16 protein-coding genes are annotated in these 14,174 nt (G+C 59.8%); 6 read left to right on the top strand and 10 right to left on the bottom strand.

The genetic code is table 11. The annotated features are described in order from the left end of the window. Positions 1 to 42 precede the first annotated feature (42 nt). The 4 genes from AB4P94_RS13060 to AB4P94_RS13045 form a co-directional block, all read right to left on the bottom strand. A complete protein-coding gene (locus tag AB4P94_RS13060; protein WP_395610856.1) occupies positions 43 to 981 on the bottom strand; it encodes a FecR domain-containing protein in 939 nt (312 codons plus the stop codon). Then, positions 978 to 1,487, bottom strand: coding sequence for a sigma-70 family RNA polymerase sigma factor (locus tag AB4P94_RS13055; protein WP_395610855.1), 510 nt, complete (start codon positions 1,485 to 1,487; stop codon positions 978 to 980). The genes AB4P94_RS13060 and AB4P94_RS13055 overlap by 4 nt, the downstream gene beginning before the upstream one ends. A gap of 108 nt (positions 1,488 to 1,595) precedes the next feature. Continuing rightward, the gene (locus tag AB4P94_RS13050; RefSeq protein ID WP_395610854.1) at positions 1,596 to 2,387 is read right to left on the bottom strand and encodes a phosphate/phosphite/phosphonate ABC transporter substrate-binding protein; all 792 of its coding nucleotides are present in this window, start codon (positions 2,385 to 2,387) and stop codon (positions 1,596 to 1,598) included. A gap of 9 nt (positions 2,388 to 2,396) precedes the next feature. Continuing rightward, positions 2,397 to 3,326, bottom strand: coding sequence for a fatty acid desaturase (locus tag AB4P94_RS13045; protein WP_395610853.1), 930 nt, complete (start codon positions 3,324 to 3,326; stop codon positions 2,397 to 2,399). A gap of 301 nt (positions 3,327 to 3,627) precedes the next feature. Between AB4P94_RS13045 and AB4P94_RS13040 the strand changes: the two genes are divergently transcribed. Together AB4P94_RS13040 and AB4P94_RS13035 are read left to right on the top strand one after the other, a co-directional pair. Continuing rightward, a complete protein-coding gene (locus AB4P94_RS13040; protein ID WP_395610852.1) occupies positions 3,628 to 4,044 on the top strand; it encodes a GNAT family N-acetyltransferase in 417 nt (138 codons plus the stop codon). A 94-nt stretch (positions 4,045 to 4,138) separates the two neighbouring features. Next, positions 4,139 to 4,957: a class I SAM-dependent methyltransferase gene (locus AB4P94_RS13035; protein WP_395610851.1), complete on the top strand. Its 819-nt coding sequence runs from the start codon at positions 4,139 to 4,141 to the stop codon at positions 4,955 to 4,957. 137 nt (positions 4,958 to 5,094) lie between these two features. On the opposite strand, the gene def is transcribed toward AB4P94_RS13035, so the two are convergent. The 3 genes from def to AB4P94_RS13020 all read right to left on the bottom strand — a co-directional run bounded on the left by def (position 5,095) and on the right by AB4P94_RS13020 (position 6,943). Then, complete coding sequence (gene def / locus AB4P94_RS13030) at positions 5,095 to 5,634, bottom strand: peptide deformylase (RefSeq protein ID WP_395610850.1); 540 nt, start codon at positions 5,632 to 5,634, stop codon at positions 5,095 to 5,097. A 3-nt stretch (positions 5,635 to 5,637) separates the two neighbouring features. Beyond that, complete coding sequence (locus AB4P94_RS13025) at positions 5,638 to 6,588, bottom strand: YihY/virulence factor BrkB family protein (RefSeq protein WP_395610849.1); 951 nt, start codon at positions 6,586 to 6,588, stop codon at positions 5,638 to 5,640. A gap of 169 nt (positions 6,589 to 6,757) precedes the next feature. Further along, on the bottom strand, positions 6,758 to 6,943 hold the full coding sequence (locus AB4P94_RS13020; protein ID WP_060754107.1) for a CsbD family protein: 186 nt from the start codon (positions 6,941 to 6,943) through the stop codon (positions 6,758 to 6,760). 198 nt (positions 6,944 to 7,141) lie between these two features. On the opposite strand from AB4P94_RS13020, the gene AB4P94_RS13015 reads away from it, so the two are divergent. Continuing rightward, positions 7,142 to 7,519, top strand: coding sequence for a hypothetical protein (locus AB4P94_RS13015; protein WP_395610848.1), 378 nt, complete (start codon positions 7,142 to 7,144; stop codon positions 7,517 to 7,519). Positions 7,520 to 7,694: 175 nt separating this feature from the next. Here AB4P94_RS13015 and fadD1 read toward each other — a convergent pair whose 3' ends face one another. Then, a complete protein-coding gene (gene fadD1 / locus AB4P94_RS13010) occupies positions 7,695 to 9,386 on the bottom strand; it encodes a long-chain-fatty-acid--CoA ligase FadD1 (RefSeq protein ID WP_395610847.1) in 1,692 nt (563 codons plus the stop codon). A gap of 384 nt (positions 9,387 to 9,770) precedes the next feature. After that, the gene (fadD2, locus tag AB4P94_RS13005) at positions 9,771 to 11,459 is read right to left on the bottom strand and encodes a long-chain-fatty-acid--CoA ligase FadD2 (RefSeq protein ID WP_395610846.1); all 1,689 of its coding nucleotides are present in this window, start codon (positions 11,457 to 11,459) and stop codon (positions 9,771 to 9,773) included. Between the two features lie 210 nt (positions 11,460 to 11,669). On the opposite strand from fadD2, the gene AB4P94_RS13000 reads away from it, so the two are divergent. Together AB4P94_RS13000 and AB4P94_RS12995 are read left to right on the top strand one after the other, a co-directional pair. After that, a complete protein-coding gene (locus AB4P94_RS13000) occupies positions 11,670 to 12,614 on the top strand; it encodes a lysophospholipase (RefSeq protein ID WP_395610845.1) in 945 nt (314 codons plus the stop codon). Positions 12,615 to 12,671: 57 nt separating this feature from the next. Further along, positions 12,672 to 13,142, top strand: a complete 471-nt coding sequence (locus tag AB4P94_RS12995; protein WP_034115694.1) for a MaoC family dehydratase — start codon at positions 12,672 to 12,674, stop codon at positions 13,140 to 13,142. Positions 13,143 to 13,254: 112 nt separating this feature from the next. Here the strand turns inward: AB4P94_RS12995 and AB4P94_RS12990 are convergent, their stop codons facing one another. Beyond that, complete coding sequence (locus tag AB4P94_RS12990; RefSeq protein WP_395610844.1) at positions 13,255 to 13,722, bottom strand: PA2169 family four-helix-bundle protein; 468 nt, start codon at positions 13,720 to 13,722, stop codon at positions 13,255 to 13,257. 206 nt (positions 13,723 to 13,928) lie between these two features. Between AB4P94_RS12990 and AB4P94_RS12985 the strand changes: the two genes are divergently transcribed. Next, positions 13,929 to 14,165: a DUF3820 family protein gene (locus AB4P94_RS12985; protein ID WP_017735664.1), complete on the top strand. Its 237-nt coding sequence runs from the start codon at positions 13,929 to 13,931 to the stop codon at positions 14,163 to 14,165. Positions 14,166 to 14,174: the final 9 nt, after the last annotated feature.

Here is a 14,174-nt window from a genome sequence, read left to right as displayed (position 1 = left end):
CATCGCAGGCAAGCCAGCTCCCACAGGGACTGAGTGAATCCGTCAGGCGGCATTGACGGTCACCCACAAGCCAGTGCGGCGGGTGATGTGGATCGGCAAGGTGCGCGCCAGGGTGTCGAGGATTTGCTGAGGGTTGTCGAGGCGATACAGGCCGCTCACACGCAAGCCGGCGACGGCGGGGTCGAGGCGCAACACGCCGTTGTGATACGGGCGCAACGCCTCGATGACTTCGGCCAGCGGGCGGTCGCGCACTTGCAGGAAACCATCGACCCACGCGGTGGCACCAGATGAACTGGCTTCGACCGGGCCAAAACCCGAGCGGTCGTAATGCACTTCGTGACCGGCGGCGAGCTGCAAGCGTTCGCCGCGCTGGTCGTCAATATCAACCGCGCCGTTGAGCGCCACGACCTGGCCCTGCCCCTCGCGCTCGCGTACCAGAAAGCGATTGCCGTAGGCGCGCAGCCGGGTCTGGTCGGTCTGAATCAAAAACGGGCGGTTGCGATCGCTGGCCACGTTGGCCAGCAACTCGCCTTCACGCAGGCGCACCAGGCGCTGCTGCGGGTTGAACTGGATGTCGGCGGCGCTTTGCGCATTGAGCAACAGCTCGCTGCCATCGGCCAGCGTGACGCTGCGGCGCTCGCCGGTACCGGTATGGATATCGGCCGTCAGCTCGGACAAGCCCATGGGTTTGGCTAAAAAAGCGGCGCCGATAGCCACACCCGCGCCCGCCAAGGCGATCTGCAAGACGTGGCGGCGGCTGGCTGGCGCATCCAGCGCCTGTTGCAACACTTGGCCGCTGACGCCTTGGGCCTGGGGAATCTGAAACACGCCGAGACGGGTTTCCAATTGTTGGCACAGCGCATCGTGGCGCGGGTCGGCCGCACGCCATTGGTGATAACGCTGCCAGTCCGCCGCCGTGGCCTGGCCCGAGCGCAGCAGCACGTACCAGCGCGTGGCGCTGTCGATCAGCTGGTCGTTCATTCCAGGCACAGGCGCAGGCAACGGTTGAGGGCGCGAGCCATGTAGTCGCTGACCGAGCGCTGGGAAATACCCAGTTCAGCGGCGATTTGCGGGTAGGTCAGGCCGTTGAGCTGCGAGAGTAAAAAGGTTGCCTTGACCTTGGCAGGCAAGCCGTCGAGCAACTGGTCGATGGCTTGCAGGGCTTCGAGCATTTGCGCCAGGTCTTCGGGCGAAGGGGCGGTGGATATGTCGTCGTTGTCCAGCGCGTCAAGGTAGGCACGCTCCAGGTCACGGCGGCGCCACAGTTGGTACATCAGGCGCTGGGCGATGGTGGTGAGCAAGGCGCGCGGCTGCCGGATCGGCAGCACGCCCGGTGAACTCAACAGCTGCACAAAGGTGTCGGCAGCGATGTCTTCGGCGTGCGCACGGGAATCGAGGTGACGGTGCAGACGGCTGCACAGCCAGTCGTAATGACTGCGGAACAATCCGCCCACGTAATCGCTGTGAGAAGTGTCGGCGCCGGACATAGTGGCTCCATCTGAGTAGGTTGCGCGTTATGTCCGGTGTTCCGGTGGAGCGATCCTAACAAGGCCTCTTATTCTTTAATAATATTTAAAAGGTATTTTTATATAACCTTATTGAAGCACCGAATATCCCGCGTCGGCGGCTTGCCTCTGGTAGCCCAGCAACACTTCGTAGTCGTCTTCGCTGGCGGGCAGCACTTCCTGAATACCCAGGGTTTCGACAACCTGCGGCAAATCCTGCAACGACTGGTTCATTGCCTCACGGATCCGCGCGGCGTCGTCCTCACTCAAGCTCAGCGGCCCGATGTAGGGCAAGGTCGGGCTCGGAGCGCTGCGGGTGACCACGCGCAGCCCCGCGACTTCCTGCGGGGCAAACCGTGCGAGGTAGTCGAAGGTGACGCTGTCGATGGCGCCAAGGTCTGCAAGGCCCTCCCGCAGCCAGCGCAGGCTTTCGCGGTGGGCACCGCTGATGCCGACGCTGGCGAAGAAATGCCCGCCATGCTGCAAGGGCGCCAGGCGTTCGCGCAGCAGGTTCATGCCGCTGTTGGAGTCATAGCCGTTGATCACGCCGCGGCTGTTGTAGAACTGCGCCAGGGTGGTGCGCGGGTTGTCTTCGCGAGTCAGCAGCAGGCTGCAATGCTCACCGTTGCTGCTGTGGGCCAGCTCGTAGCGCGGGCGGCCGATCACCTGCACCTGGCCGCGCAGTTGGGTCATCAACGGGTAGCCGCAGGTTTGCGTGACAAGCAATTCGGGCGCCAGCCACAGGCTGTGCAGGTCGAGGTGGCCGGCGTTACGGCGGCGCAGGTGCAAGTGCTCGACGATACGCGCCAGCCACCGTTCGTTGGCCTGCTGAACGGGCTCGGGTGCGACGTACATCAGCAGTTCGGCGTAGCGATCAGTCATGGTTGTCTCTCACGCAAAGGGGTGCCGGGGGCTGTCGATGGCCTTCAGGCCATGGCGGCTGATCAACTGGCCATAGCCCTGCACCAGAAAACCACCGCTGCGCGCCAACCACTGTTCGCGGCGCGCGTGGTAGACCGTGGGCAGCAAGTACCAGGGCAGTTTCGGCAAGTCGTGGTGCACCAGGTGCAGGTTGTTGTTGAGGAACAGCCACGTCCACGGCCAGGCCGCTTCGTTGAGTACCGTGCGCTGTTCCGGCTGCGGGTGCGGGCGGTGTTCATAGTAGGAACGGATCGACGCCAGGGACAAGGCCGGCACCGTGACCAGCAGCAGGTAATGCCACACCGGCAAGGCGCTGTAATGGGCGATGAAACTCAGCATCAGCAGCGTGACGGCACCGTGGGCCAGCCACATCGGCCACACCTGGGGCAGGCGTCGGTATTCATTGCGCACCAGCCGACCAATCGCCAAGGGCCCCGACAGCAGGAAACGACCGAGCACGGTTTTGGTCAGCCAGTGCACACCCCGCTCGAACAGCGAGCTGTTGTCCCATTGAAGCTGGTTCAGGTAGCGGCTTTCCGGGTCGATGCCCGGCAGGGTCAAGTCTTCGTCGTTGTGGTGCAACAGGTGGCTGTTGCGGTACAGGGTGTACGGATACCACACGGCAAACGGGGCGTAGCCGAGCAGTTTGTTGACCAGAAGGGATCGGGTGGGATGGCCGTGGAGCAATTCGTGTTGCACCGAGAGCCACAGCGTCACCAGCGGGATCAGCAACAGCGTGCTTAACCATGGCCCCAGCCAGTGGCTGCCCAGGATCACGGCAAACCAGCCGGCATACACGCCGATCAACAACAGCCAGGTCGGCCATTCGGTACGGGCAGTGAAACTTCGGGCCAGGGCTTCGATTTCCCGGCGTTGGGTCAGATCAAGGTAGTTGGCCATCGGCAGCTCAGAGCAGGTGTTTCCTGCTCTGTGCATTGAGGCCGAAAAATCTTGCAGATCGTTTGGTTCTAAGCTTGTAACTCAGTGACCGAACAGGCCGGTCTCGGTCTTTTTGGCTTTCTTGTCGGCGCGTTTTTCATCGGCGGTCTTTGCCGGTTTTTTCTTCGCGGCTTTCTTTGAATCCATACCTTTGGCCATGATGCGTACTCCACTTAAACGGGATGTAGCACTGGGTATACCACCTATTGGGCGGCAGAAGGCGCTTATAATCCCCGGCCCTTCATAGCACCTGCTGAACACCATGCCTGAATTGACTCTCGATCTGTTGGCAGAGCCGCTGTGGCCGCTGCTGAACAAGTTTTATCGCCGCCATGATTCGTCGATGAAGGCGCTCAAGGGCGGGCGTTTGTGGGTGGCGCGCGATGGCGAAATTGTCGCCGGGCTGTGCCTGACGCCGGTGGTCGGCGGGCAATGGTTGACCGGCGTATTTGTGGACCCGGCGTACCGCGGCCAGGGGCTGGCGGCGCGGTTGATCGGCAAGGCGGTGAAGGATGTTGAAGGCAGCGTCTGGCTGCTGTGCCATCCGGACCTGGAAGGTGTGTATCAGCGCATGGGGTTCACCCAGGAGACGGTGTTGCCCCAATCCCTCAGCGAACGGTGGGTGCGCTATAAACGCAACAAGCCGATGATCGCCATGGGTTTGAAAGTCAGCGCTTAGAACCGTTGGTTAGGACCACTGCGGATAATGTGTGATCGGCCCGAACAGGGCCCGTGCTAGCCTCGCTGGCACAGTGGCCCCTTACAGGACGATCATGAAAAAGACGCTTGCAGCTCTGTCCCTCACCGCCCTCCTCGTCCCGGCCTTGAGCCAGGCGGCGGATGCCCCGATCAGCGCCCAGCAATACGCCAACGTGCTCGCCGGCAGTTGGCGCGACCCGGCCAACAGCGCGCGTGACGGCTATCGGCACCCGCAGCAGACCCTGGAATTCTTTGGCCTGGCCGCCAAACAACGCGTGATCGAAATCACCCCCGGTGGCGGCTGGTACAGCGAAGTGCTGGCGCCGCTGCTCAAGGACCACGGGCATTACATCGCCGCCGTGCAGGCCGCCAGCACCAGCACGTACGCGGCGACGTCCGAACAGAACCTGAAAAAGAAATTCGCCGCCGACCCGGTACGTTACGGCAAGGCCGAAGTCGTAGAGTTCGACCCCAAGGCGCCCGTGTTCGGCAAGCCCGCGTCGGTGGACGCGGTGCTGACCTTCCGCAATGTGCACAACTGGGTTGAGGCGGGCACCGCACCGGCTACGTTCAGCGCGTTTTACACGGTGTTGAAACCGGGTGGTGTGCTGGGTGTGGAAGACCACCGGGCCAAGGACGGGGCGGACCTGCAAGCGATCAAGGACAGTGGTTACCTGACCACCGCACAAGTGGTGAAGCTGGCGACGGACGCCGGGTTCAAGCTGGCCGGGCAAAGTGAGGTGAATGCCAACCCGAAGGACACCAAGGATTACCCGGGCGGGGTGTGGACCTTGCCGCCGTCGCTGAGGTTTGGCGAGCAGGATAAGGCGAAGTATTTGGCGATTGGCGAGTCGGACCGGATGACGTTGCGGTTCGTCAAACCTGCCAAATAACCCCGCCTGAAATGAGGTCAAAATGTGGGAGCGGGCTTGCTCGCGAAAGCGGTGTATCAGTGACGAATGTATCGACTGACACTGCGCATTCGCGAGCAAGCCCGCTCCCACATTTTTGACTTCATTGTGTCAGGGGGTCAGTCGTCGGCAGTGGGGTCCATATCCGGGAACATCACTTCAATGAACCCGAACTTGGTGAAGTCGGTGATCCGCGACGGGTACAACCGGCCGATCAGGTGATCGCACTCATGCTGCACCACCCGCGCGTGGAAGCCCTCGGCAACCCGCACAATCGGCTCGCCCTTGGGATCAAAGCCCTCGTAGCGAATCTGTTGATAGCGGTCCACCGCACCCCGCAAGCCGGGCACGGACAGGCAACCTTCATAACCCTCTTCCAGCACCGGGCTCAGCGGGGTGATCAGCGGGTTGATCAAAATGGTCTGCGGCACCGGCGGTGCGTCCGGGTAGCGTTCGCTGGCTTCGAAGCCAAAGATCACCAGCTGCAGATCGACGCCAATCTGCGGGGCGGCAAGGCCCACGCCGCCCACGTGTTCCATGGTCTGGAACATGTCATCGATCAATTGCCACAGCTCGGGGCTGTCGAACATTTCCGGCGGAACCGGTGGTGCGATACGCAGCAGGCGCTCGTCGCCCATTTTCAGGATTTCACGGATCATCGATCAGACTTCGTCGGTAGTGGGCTTGGAGTGGTCCCGGCCAAGGCCTGAGACGTGCTGTTTCTCATCCGTGTCGGTGTGCTCATCGAATTCCTTTTCCCCCGGGTCCTTGCCTTCGGCCGACATGTGTTCGATCACGGCATTCATTTCTGCGCCCAGCAACAACACGGCAGCAGAAATATAGAAGTACAGGAGCAGGACGATGATCGCACCGATACTGCCATACATGGCGTTGTAATCGGCGAAGGTTTTTACGTAATAACCGAAGCCCAGGGAGGCGACGATCCACACCACCACGGCCAGCACCGAGCCCGGGGTGATGAAGCGGAATTTCTGCTCTACGTCGGGCATCACGTAGTACATGAGGGCCACGGCGAACATCAGCAGAATCACGATCAGCGGCCAGCGCAGGATCGTCCACAGGGTGACCACGAATTCCTGCATGCCGATCTGCCCGGCCAGCCATTCCATGACCTGCGGGCCAAGCACCATCAGTGCGGCAGCGGCGAGCAACATGCCGGCAATGCCGACGGTGTAGAAAATCGACAGCGGAAAACGCTTCCAGATCGGCCGGCCTTCCACGACGTCATAGGCGGCGTTCATTGCGCTCATCATCAGCCGCACACCTGCCGAAGCGGTCCACAGGGCGATGACGATACCCACCGAAAGCAAGCCACCCTTGGACTGCTGCAACTGGTCGATCACCGGGTTGACCTGCTCCAGCGCCTGGGGCGGCAACACCAGCTCGGATTGCATGCGCAGCCAGGTGAAGAAGTCCGGCAGGTGCAGGAAACCGATCAGGGCAATCAGGAACAGCAGGAAGGGGAACAGCGAGAACAGCATCTGGTAGGCCAGTGCCGAGGCGTAGGTGGGCATTTCGTCATCGACGAATTCCTTGACGGTGCGTATCAGCACTTTGTGTAGCTTGAGGCCGTCTAGAACCGGAAAAATCATAGCGTCTCCTTTCGCCGCAAAGAGGATGAGGTCGTGGGCGACTCAGGGGCCGTTTTCTACATCAAAAGTAGCCTACTTGGCGACTTTGAAACAATTACAGGGTTTTAGTTGCAGCCTGTGACATAAAAACGGCCATCCGTGGATGGCCGTCTCGCTGCAGGTTGAACGCTTACTTGGTGGCTTTCTTTACCGCGTCTTTGGTGTCACCCACGGCTTTTTCGACTTGGCCTTTCTTTTCCTGCACCACGCCTTCAGCGCGCAGTTTGTCGTTGCCGGTGACCTTGCCAACGCCTTGCTTGATATTGCCGACCAGCTCGTCTTTCAAACCTTTTGCCTTATCCGATGTGCTGCTCATGGTATTTCTCCTGGAACAATCGATGGTTTTGGGTCATTACGTAAGGATTGACCCGGGCCGGTTCGGCAGAGTTTCAATTATTTTCAGGCTGCATTTCATCGCCGGTCGCAGGTTTGGCTTTATGTTTTGCAGCCAACCCACGAGAATGCGCGGCACATTCAGGCTATAACGCTGAATAACAGATCCCGTAGGAAGGTTATGAAACTCAATAAAGCACAGGCCATCGCCCGCAGAAACCTGGAACTGGGCGGTGCCGTACTCGGCGTCAACAACTGCCACTTCACCGACCTGGACCACAAGCGCAACATCTGGTGGTTCGACCTGCCGCTGGGCCGCATTGCCGTGGGCCAGTACGAGTGGATCCACCTGTTGATGCACAACGCCGAGACCGACCAGATGCTGCACCTGAAGGTGCCGACCGTGTTCCTGCGCGAAAAACTTGAAGGCCTGGTGGTGCGCAATGCGGGCAAGCGCAAGCCGGAGATCACCCTGGAGCTGAGTGCGGACAAGGATTCGTTCCTGAAGGACGTGCGCCCGGCGGGTGCGGGCGTGAGCTTCGCGCAGTTCGCCCTGTAGGAAAACAGAGCAAAATGTGGGAGCGGGCTTGCTCGCGAATACGGTGGGTCAGTGAGGAATTTGCTAGCTGACACACCGCATTCGCGAGCAAGCCCGCTCCCACATTTGGAATTTATTTCAATGCTGAAAGATCAGCAGCTATAAAAAACCCCGCATTTGCGGGGTTTTTTATGGGTTACTTTTTAAGGCCCAACTTCTTCAACTCTTCATCGCGCAACTCACGCCGCAGGATCTTGCCCACGTTGGTGGTCGGCAAGGCATCGCGGAACTCCACGGCCTTGGGCACCTTGTAGCCGGTGACGTTGGCACGCATGTGTTCCATCACCTGCTCCTTGGTCAGGGTGGCCCCTGGCTTGACCACGATGAAGATCTTGATGTGCTCGCCTGACTTGTCGTCCGGCACGCCGATGGCGGCGCATTGCAGCACGCCCGGCAGGGTCGCCAGCACGTCTTCAAGCTCGTTGGGGTAGACGTTGAAACCGGAGACCAGAATCATGTCTTTCTTGCGGTCAACGATGCGCATGTAGCCGTCTTGCTGGATGATCGCGATGTCGCCGGTCTTCAGCCAGCCTTCGCTGTCGAGGATTTCGGCGGTGGCGTCTTCACGCTGCCAATAGCCTTTCATGACCTGCGGGCCCTTGATGCACAGCTCGCCGATTTCGCCCAATGGCAACTCGGTGCCGTCGTCCGCGATGACTTTGCACAGGGTCGAGGGCACCGGAATGCCGATGGTGCCGATCTGGGTGTACTGGATCGGGTTGACTGTGGCTACCGGGCTGGTTTCGGTCATGCCGTAGCCTTCGCAGATGCCGCAGCCGGTCACGTCCTTCCAGCGCTCGGCGGCCGCCAGTTGCAGGGCCATGCCGCCCGACAGGGTGACTTTCAGCGCCGAGAAGTCCAGCTTGCGGAAACCTTCGTTGTTGCACAGCGCCACGAACAAGGTGTTCAGGCCGACGAACCCGCTGAACTTCCACTTCGACAATTCCTTGACCATCGCCGGCAGGTCGCGCGGGTTGCTGATCAGGATGTTGTGGTTGCCGATCAGCATCATCGCCATGCAATGAAAGGTAAACGCATAGATGTGGTACAGCGGCAGCGGCGTGATCAGGATCTCGCAGCCTTCGTTGAGGTTGGAACCCATCAGCGCCTTGCACTGCAGCATGTTGGCGACGAGGTTGCGGTGGGTGAGCATCGCGCCTTTCGCCACGCCGGTGGTGCCGCCGGTGTATTGCAACACGGCCACGTCGCTGCTCGCGGGGCTGGCATCGTTGACCGGTTGGCCGTGCCCCTTGGCCAGCACGTCGTTGAACTTGATCGCCTTCGGCAAGTGGTAAGCCGGGACCATTTTCTTCACGTACTTGATGACGCTGTTGATCAGCAGGCGCTTGAGCGGCGGCAACAGGTCGGCCACTTCAGTGACGATCACGTGCTTGACGCCGGTTTTGGGCACGACCTTCTCTGCCAGATGGGCCATGTTGGCCAGGCAGACCAGGGCTTTGGCACCGGAGTCGTTGAATTGGTGTTCCATTTCCCGCGCGGTGTACAGCGGGTTGGTGTTGACCACGATCAAGCCGGCCCGGATGGCACCGAACACAGCGACCGGGTATTGCAGAACGTTGGGCAGTTGCACGGCGATGCGGTCGCCGGGCTTCAAATCAGTGTGCTGTTGCAGGTACGCGGCGAATGCACCGGACAATTCGTACAACTCACCGTAGGTGATGGTCTTGCCCAGGTTGCTGAAAGCCGGTTTGTTGGCGAAGCGCTGGCAGGACTGTTTCAGTACCGCCTGAATATTCGGATACTCGTCTGGATTGATGTCGGCAGCAATCCCGGCGGGGTACTTATCCTTCCAAAAGTCTTCGTTCATGGAAGCCCACTCCTCAGCGACGCGAATTCATCATCGCATTTGATGCGATTATTATTGGTGTATGTTTTTTTAAGGTGAATCTGGCGCTTGAAAGCAGGCCGAGAAGTCACAAAGCGCGCCGAGAGTAGCAGCTTTGCCAAGGGCCGCCTAGAGCCAAAAGGGGGCCCTGCAGTCATAATCACGACTGTCCTACAATATTTGGTCACACTTTAAATGGTGCTGTTTTCTCCCAGCAAAAGGCTCTGGAATAAGGCTTTCAGGACAATACATCACAAATGTGGGAGCGGGCTTGCTCGCGAAAGCGGTGCGTCAGTCGACATATTGGGTGACTGACACTCTGCATTCGCGAGCAAGCCCGCTCCCACATTTTTACCTTATTTCAGATCAAGCGATGTCGCGAAGCTCACGCCGCAAAATCTTGCCCACCGGCGTCATCGGCAACGAGTCACGCAACACAATGTGCTTGGGCACTTTGTACCCGGTGAAGTTGGTCTTGCAGTAAGTCTTCAGCTCCTCAAGGCTCACGCCCTGCGCCCGCGCCACCACGAACAGCTTCACCGCCTCCCCCGTGCGTTCATCCGGCACGCCGATCACGGCGCAGTTGGCCACGGCCGGGTGCGCCATGACCACGTCTTCGATCTCGTTGGGGTACACGTTGAAACCCGAGACGATGATCAGGTCTTTCTTGCGATCGACAATGCTCACGAAACCATCGGCATCGATCACCGCGATGTCACCGGTCTTGAGCCAGCCTTCAGCGTCCAATGTTTCGGCGGTGGCAACCGGCTGCTGCCAGTAACCTTTCATGACTTGCGGGCCTTTGATGCACAACTCGCCGCGCTCGCCGAGTGGCAACTCACGGCCTTCGTCGTCGATGACTTTCATGGCCGTGCCCGGCACCGGAATACCCACGGTGCCCAGGCGCGACTGGCTGCCGTACGGGTTGGTACTCGCCACCGGTGAGGTTTCGGTCAGGCCGTAGCCTTCGCCGATGGAGCAACCGGTCAGTGCCTTCCAGCGTTCAGCCGTGGCCTTGACCAGCGCCGTGCCGCCGGAGTTGGTGATTTTCAGATGGGAGAAATCCAGGGTCTTGAAATCCGGGTGATCCATCAGCGCCACAAACAGCGTGTTCAACCCGAGCAGGCATGAGAACCGCCATTTTTTCAGCTCTTTGATAAAGCCGCCAATGTCCCGCGGGTTGGTGATCAGCACGTTGTGGTTGCCGGTCACCATCATGCACATGCAGTTCGCCGTGAAGGCATAGATGTGGTACAGCGGCAGGGGCGCGATCATCACCTCCTGCCCTTCCCTCACAAGCGGCTGGCCGTCGTCGGCGACCTGGGACATGCACGCCCGCGCCTGCTGCATATTGGCGACGAGGTTGCCGTGGGTGAGCATCGCGCCCTTGGCCAGGCCGGTGGTACCGCCGGTGTATTGCAGCACGGCGATGTCATCCAGGGTGACCGGATGGCGGGTCACCGCAAGGCCCGCGCCCATGCGCAAGGCGCGCTTGAACGACAACGCCCGTGGCAGGCTGTAGGCCGGAACCATCTTCTTGACCTTGTCGACCACGGTGTTGATCAGCCAGCCTTTGGCGGCGGGCATGAAGTCGCCCATCTTGGCTTCGATCAGGTAGTCGATCTCAGTGTCGGAGCACACTTCCTGCACCCGCGAGCCGAACAGGTTGAGGTACACCAGCGCGCGCACGCCGGCATCCTTGAACTGGTGGCGCATCTCGCGCGGTGTGTACAGCGGGTTGGTGTTGACCACGATCAACCCGGCGCGCAATGCGCCGAACACGGCAATCGGGTAATGCAGCACGTTGGGCAACTGCACTGCGATGCGCTCGCCCGGCTTGAGGTCGGTGTGGTTCTGCAGGTAACCGGCGAATGCCGCGCTCTGACGCTCAAGCTCGGCGTACGTCAGGGTGATGCCCATGTTACTGAATGCCGGACGGTCGGCGAAGGCCTTGCAGGAACGCTCGAACACTTCGATCACTGACTTGTAGGTGCTCAGGTCGATGTCATTGGGAACGCCCGCCGCGCGTTTGTCATTCCAGAAATCAGGTTGCATTATTCTTGTCCTCTTACCTGAGTGTGCCCGGCCGCTTTGCTGAAGCTATGGAAAGCGGAGCTTTGGGGACGTTAGCAGCTATCACCAAACAGGCAAATACATCGAACTGTGTCATTTATTGTATGAATCTTGCTCCTAACGTGTAGGCAGATACCCCAGCCCCTGACGGATGAGCTATACACTGCATCGACCCCGAGCAAAGGAAGCGCCATGAACCACAGCACCTTCTGGCTGACCGCGAATGACCGCAGCCGCCTGTACGTCAATCAATGGCTGCCGCAAGGCCCTGCCAAGGCGATGATCATGCTGTCCCACGGCATGGCCGAACACAGCGGCCGCTACGGGCGCCTGGCCGAAGCGCTGTGCGCCGCCGGTTACGGTTTGTATGCGCTCGACCAGCGTGGCCACGGCCGCACCGCCGACGCAGGCACCCTGGGGTTGTTCGCCGAAAAGGATGGCTGGAACAAAGTGGTGGGCGACCTGGCGAGCCTCAACCAGCACATCGCGCATCAATCGCCTGGGCTGCCGATCATCCTGCTGGGCCACAGCATGGGCAGCTACATCGCCCAGGCCTATTTGCTGCACCACAGCGCCAGTTTGAACGGGGCGATTCTCAGCGGTTCGAACTTCCAACCGGTGGCGCTGTACCGCGCCGCTCGGGTGATCGCGCACATTGAGCGTTTACGCCAGGGTTTGCGCGGGCGCAGTGCATTGATCGACTTTTTGTCGTTCGGCTCATTCAACAAAGCGTTCAAGCCCAACCGCACAGCCTTTGACTGGCTCAGCCGCGACCCGGCTGAAGTCGACAAGTACATCAGCGATCCACTCTGCGGTTTCCGCTGCACCAACCAGCTGTGGATCGACCTGCTCGGCGGCTTGCAGCAAATCAGCAAAGCGTCCAATCTCGCCCAGATCGACCCGGGCTTGCCGATTCTGGTGATCGGCGGCGAATGTGATCCGGTGAGTGAGGGCAAGCGTCTCAAAAGCCTGGCCCACGCGCTGCGTGAGGCCGGTTGCCAGAACCTGCAACTGACTATTTACCCGCAGGCACGGCACGAAGTATTCAACGAAACCAACCGCGACGTTGTCACAGCGGATGTGCTGACGTGGCTCGACCAGGCCCTGACGCTGCGCAGGCCGGCCCGCTGCGAATAATTTTTCGTTTAAAATCAGATTATTACATTACCGATTAGCCACAGGATGCACCTTTAGATGACCCAGGTTACCAACACCCCGTACGAAGCCCTTGAAGTCGGCCAGACGGCCAGTTTCAGCAAAACCGTCGAAGAGCGTGATATCCAGCTGTTCGCCGCCATGTCCGGTGATCACAACCCGGTGCATCTGGATGCCGAGTACGCCAAGGCGACCATGTTCAAGGAGCGTATCGCCCACGGCATGTTCAGCGGCGCCCTGATCAGCGCAGCCGTCGCCTGCGAGCTGCCTGGGCCGGGCACTATCTATATCGGCCAGCAGATGAGCTTTCAGAAGCCGGTAAAAATCGGCGACACCCTGACCGTACGCCTGGAAATCCTCGAGAAACTGCCGAAGTTTCGTGTGCGCATTGCCACTCGCGTGTTCAACCAGCGCGATGAATTGGTGGTGGATGGCGAGGCGGAAATTCTGGCGCCGCGCAAGCAGCAAGTCGTGACGCTGACCGAGCTGCCGCCGATCAGCATTGGCTGATACATGTGGGAGCGGGCTTGCCCGCGATAGCGGCAGTTCAGTCGACACAGAGGTCGATTGACAGACCGTCATCGCGGGCAAGCCCGCTCCCACAGGGGTTACACGCCAGTAATCAAGAGTTGGCGCGAGCCTGGTTACGCAGGGCTTTCACCTGGTCGTGGTTACGTTGCGCGCCGTGGTACTGACGCTCAACCAGGTCACGAATACCCAGCAGGTTGTGCTTGTTGATCTTCTCGATCGCTTCCTTGTAAGCCTTCAATGCGTGGTCTTCACCGCGCTCGGCTTCGTTCAGTACCGCCTCTTCATCTTTACCGGTGACCAGCGACTTCACGTCAACCCAGCCACGGTGCAAGGCGCCAGCAACAGAACCGGATTTCTCCGGATCGCCACCCAGTGCACGCACGGCCGTTTGCAGTTCGGCAGCAGCGGTTGCGCAGTCGGTAGAGCGCTTGGTGAAGAGCGCCTTGAGCTCTGGGTGCTTGATGTCTTCAGCACAGGTCTTGAAGCCTTCCTGGCCGTCTTTGCTGGTCTCGATCAGGTCGTTGAGTACGGAGATCGATTCTTTGTTGATGTCGGTCATTTTTCAATTCCTTGTGCGGGTTTAGAAACGTGTAAAGGTAGTTGCAGCGCCCGTGCCAGTTCTTGAAAAACAACTTTTTCTACATTTTTCAGCTACTTATAATTTATTGAACCATCTGTATGTACGTTATTTGCATGATCTGTCATTTGGCCTTCATGCAGAATGCCTGTATTTTCCAAGGCCTCGACTTGACTGCTTGAAGCCCCATGAACCCCGAAAAGCTCGAACTGCTGATCACCCGCCAAATGCCCTTCGGCAAGTACAAAGGGCGGATCATCGCCGACCTGCCCGGCCCTTACTTGAACTGGTTTGCCCGTGAAGGTTTTCCCCACGGCGAACTGGGTGGGCTGCTGGCATTGATGCAGGAAATCGACAGCAACGGCTTGGCCGAACTGCTGGAGCCGCTGCGCGCCAAACACGGTAAACCCGCCCCTCGCCATTAAGAGCCTCGC

Source organism: Pseudomonas sp. B22129, assembly GCF_044218875.1.
GTDB lineage: Bacteria > Pseudomonadota > Gammaproteobacteria > Pseudomonadales > Pseudomonadaceae > Aquipseudomonas.
Note: the sequence above shows the minus strand (reverse complement) of the source record. Positions and strands in the feature narration are given on the sequence as shown.

Bases quoted from the DNA above. Each gene is read 5' to 3' on its own strand.
- AB4P94_RS13060 (WP_395610856.1), bottom strand. From the start codon at position 981: ATGAACGACCAGCTGATCGACAGCGCCACGCGCTGGTACGTGCTGCTG.
- AB4P94_RS13055 (WP_395610855.1), bottom strand. From the start codon at position 1,487: ATGTCCGGCGCCGACACTTCTCACAGCGATTACGTGGGCGGATTGTTC.
- AB4P94_RS13050 (WP_395610854.1), bottom strand. From the start codon at position 2,387: ATGACTGATCGCTACGCCGAACTGCTGATGTACGTCGCACCCGAGCCC.
- AB4P94_RS13045 (WP_395610853.1), bottom strand. From the start codon at position 3,326: ATGGCCAACTACCTTGATCTGACCCAACGCCGGGAAATCGAAGCCCTG.
- AB4P94_RS13040 (WP_395610852.1), top strand. From the start codon at position 3,628: ATGCCTGAATTGACTCTCGATCTGTTGGCAGAGCCGCTGTGGCCGCTG.
- AB4P94_RS13035 (WP_395610851.1), top strand. From the start codon at position 4,139: ATGAAAAAGACGCTTGCAGCTCTGTCCCTCACCGCCCTCCTCGTCCCG.
- def (WP_395610850.1), bottom strand. From the start codon at position 5,634: ATGATCCGTGAAATCCTGAAAATGGGCGACGAGCGCCTGCTGCGTATC.
- AB4P94_RS13025 (WP_395610849.1), bottom strand. From the start codon at position 6,588: ATGATTTTTCCGGTTCTAGACGGCCTCAAGCTACACAAAGTGCTGATA.
- AB4P94_RS13020 (WP_060754107.1), bottom strand. From the start codon at position 6,943: ATGAGCAGCACATCGGATAAGGCAAAAGGTTTGAAAGACGAGCTGGTC.
- AB4P94_RS13015 (WP_395610848.1), top strand. From the start codon at position 7,142: ATGAAACTCAATAAAGCACAGGCCATCGCCCGCAGAAACCTGGAACTG.
- fadD1 (WP_395610847.1), bottom strand. From the start codon at position 9,386: ATGAACGAAGACTTTTGGAAGGATAAGTACCCCGCCGGGATTGCTGCC.
- fadD2 (WP_395610846.1), bottom strand. From the start codon at position 11,459: ATGCAACCTGATTTCTGGAATGACAAACGCGCGGCGGGCGTTCCCAAT.
- AB4P94_RS13000 (WP_395610845.1), top strand. From the start codon at position 11,670: ATGAACCACAGCACCTTCTGGCTGACCGCGAATGACCGCAGCCGCCTG.
- AB4P94_RS12995 (WP_034115694.1), top strand. From the start codon at position 12,672: ATGACCCAGGTTACCAACACCCCGTACGAAGCCCTTGAAGTCGGCCAG.
- AB4P94_RS12990 (WP_395610844.1), bottom strand. From the start codon at position 13,722: ATGACCGACATCAACAAAGAATCGATCTCCGTACTCAACGACCTGATC.
- AB4P94_RS12985 (WP_017735664.1), top strand. From the start codon at position 13,929: ATGAACCCCGAAAAGCTCGAACTGCTGATCACCCGCCAAATGCCCTTC.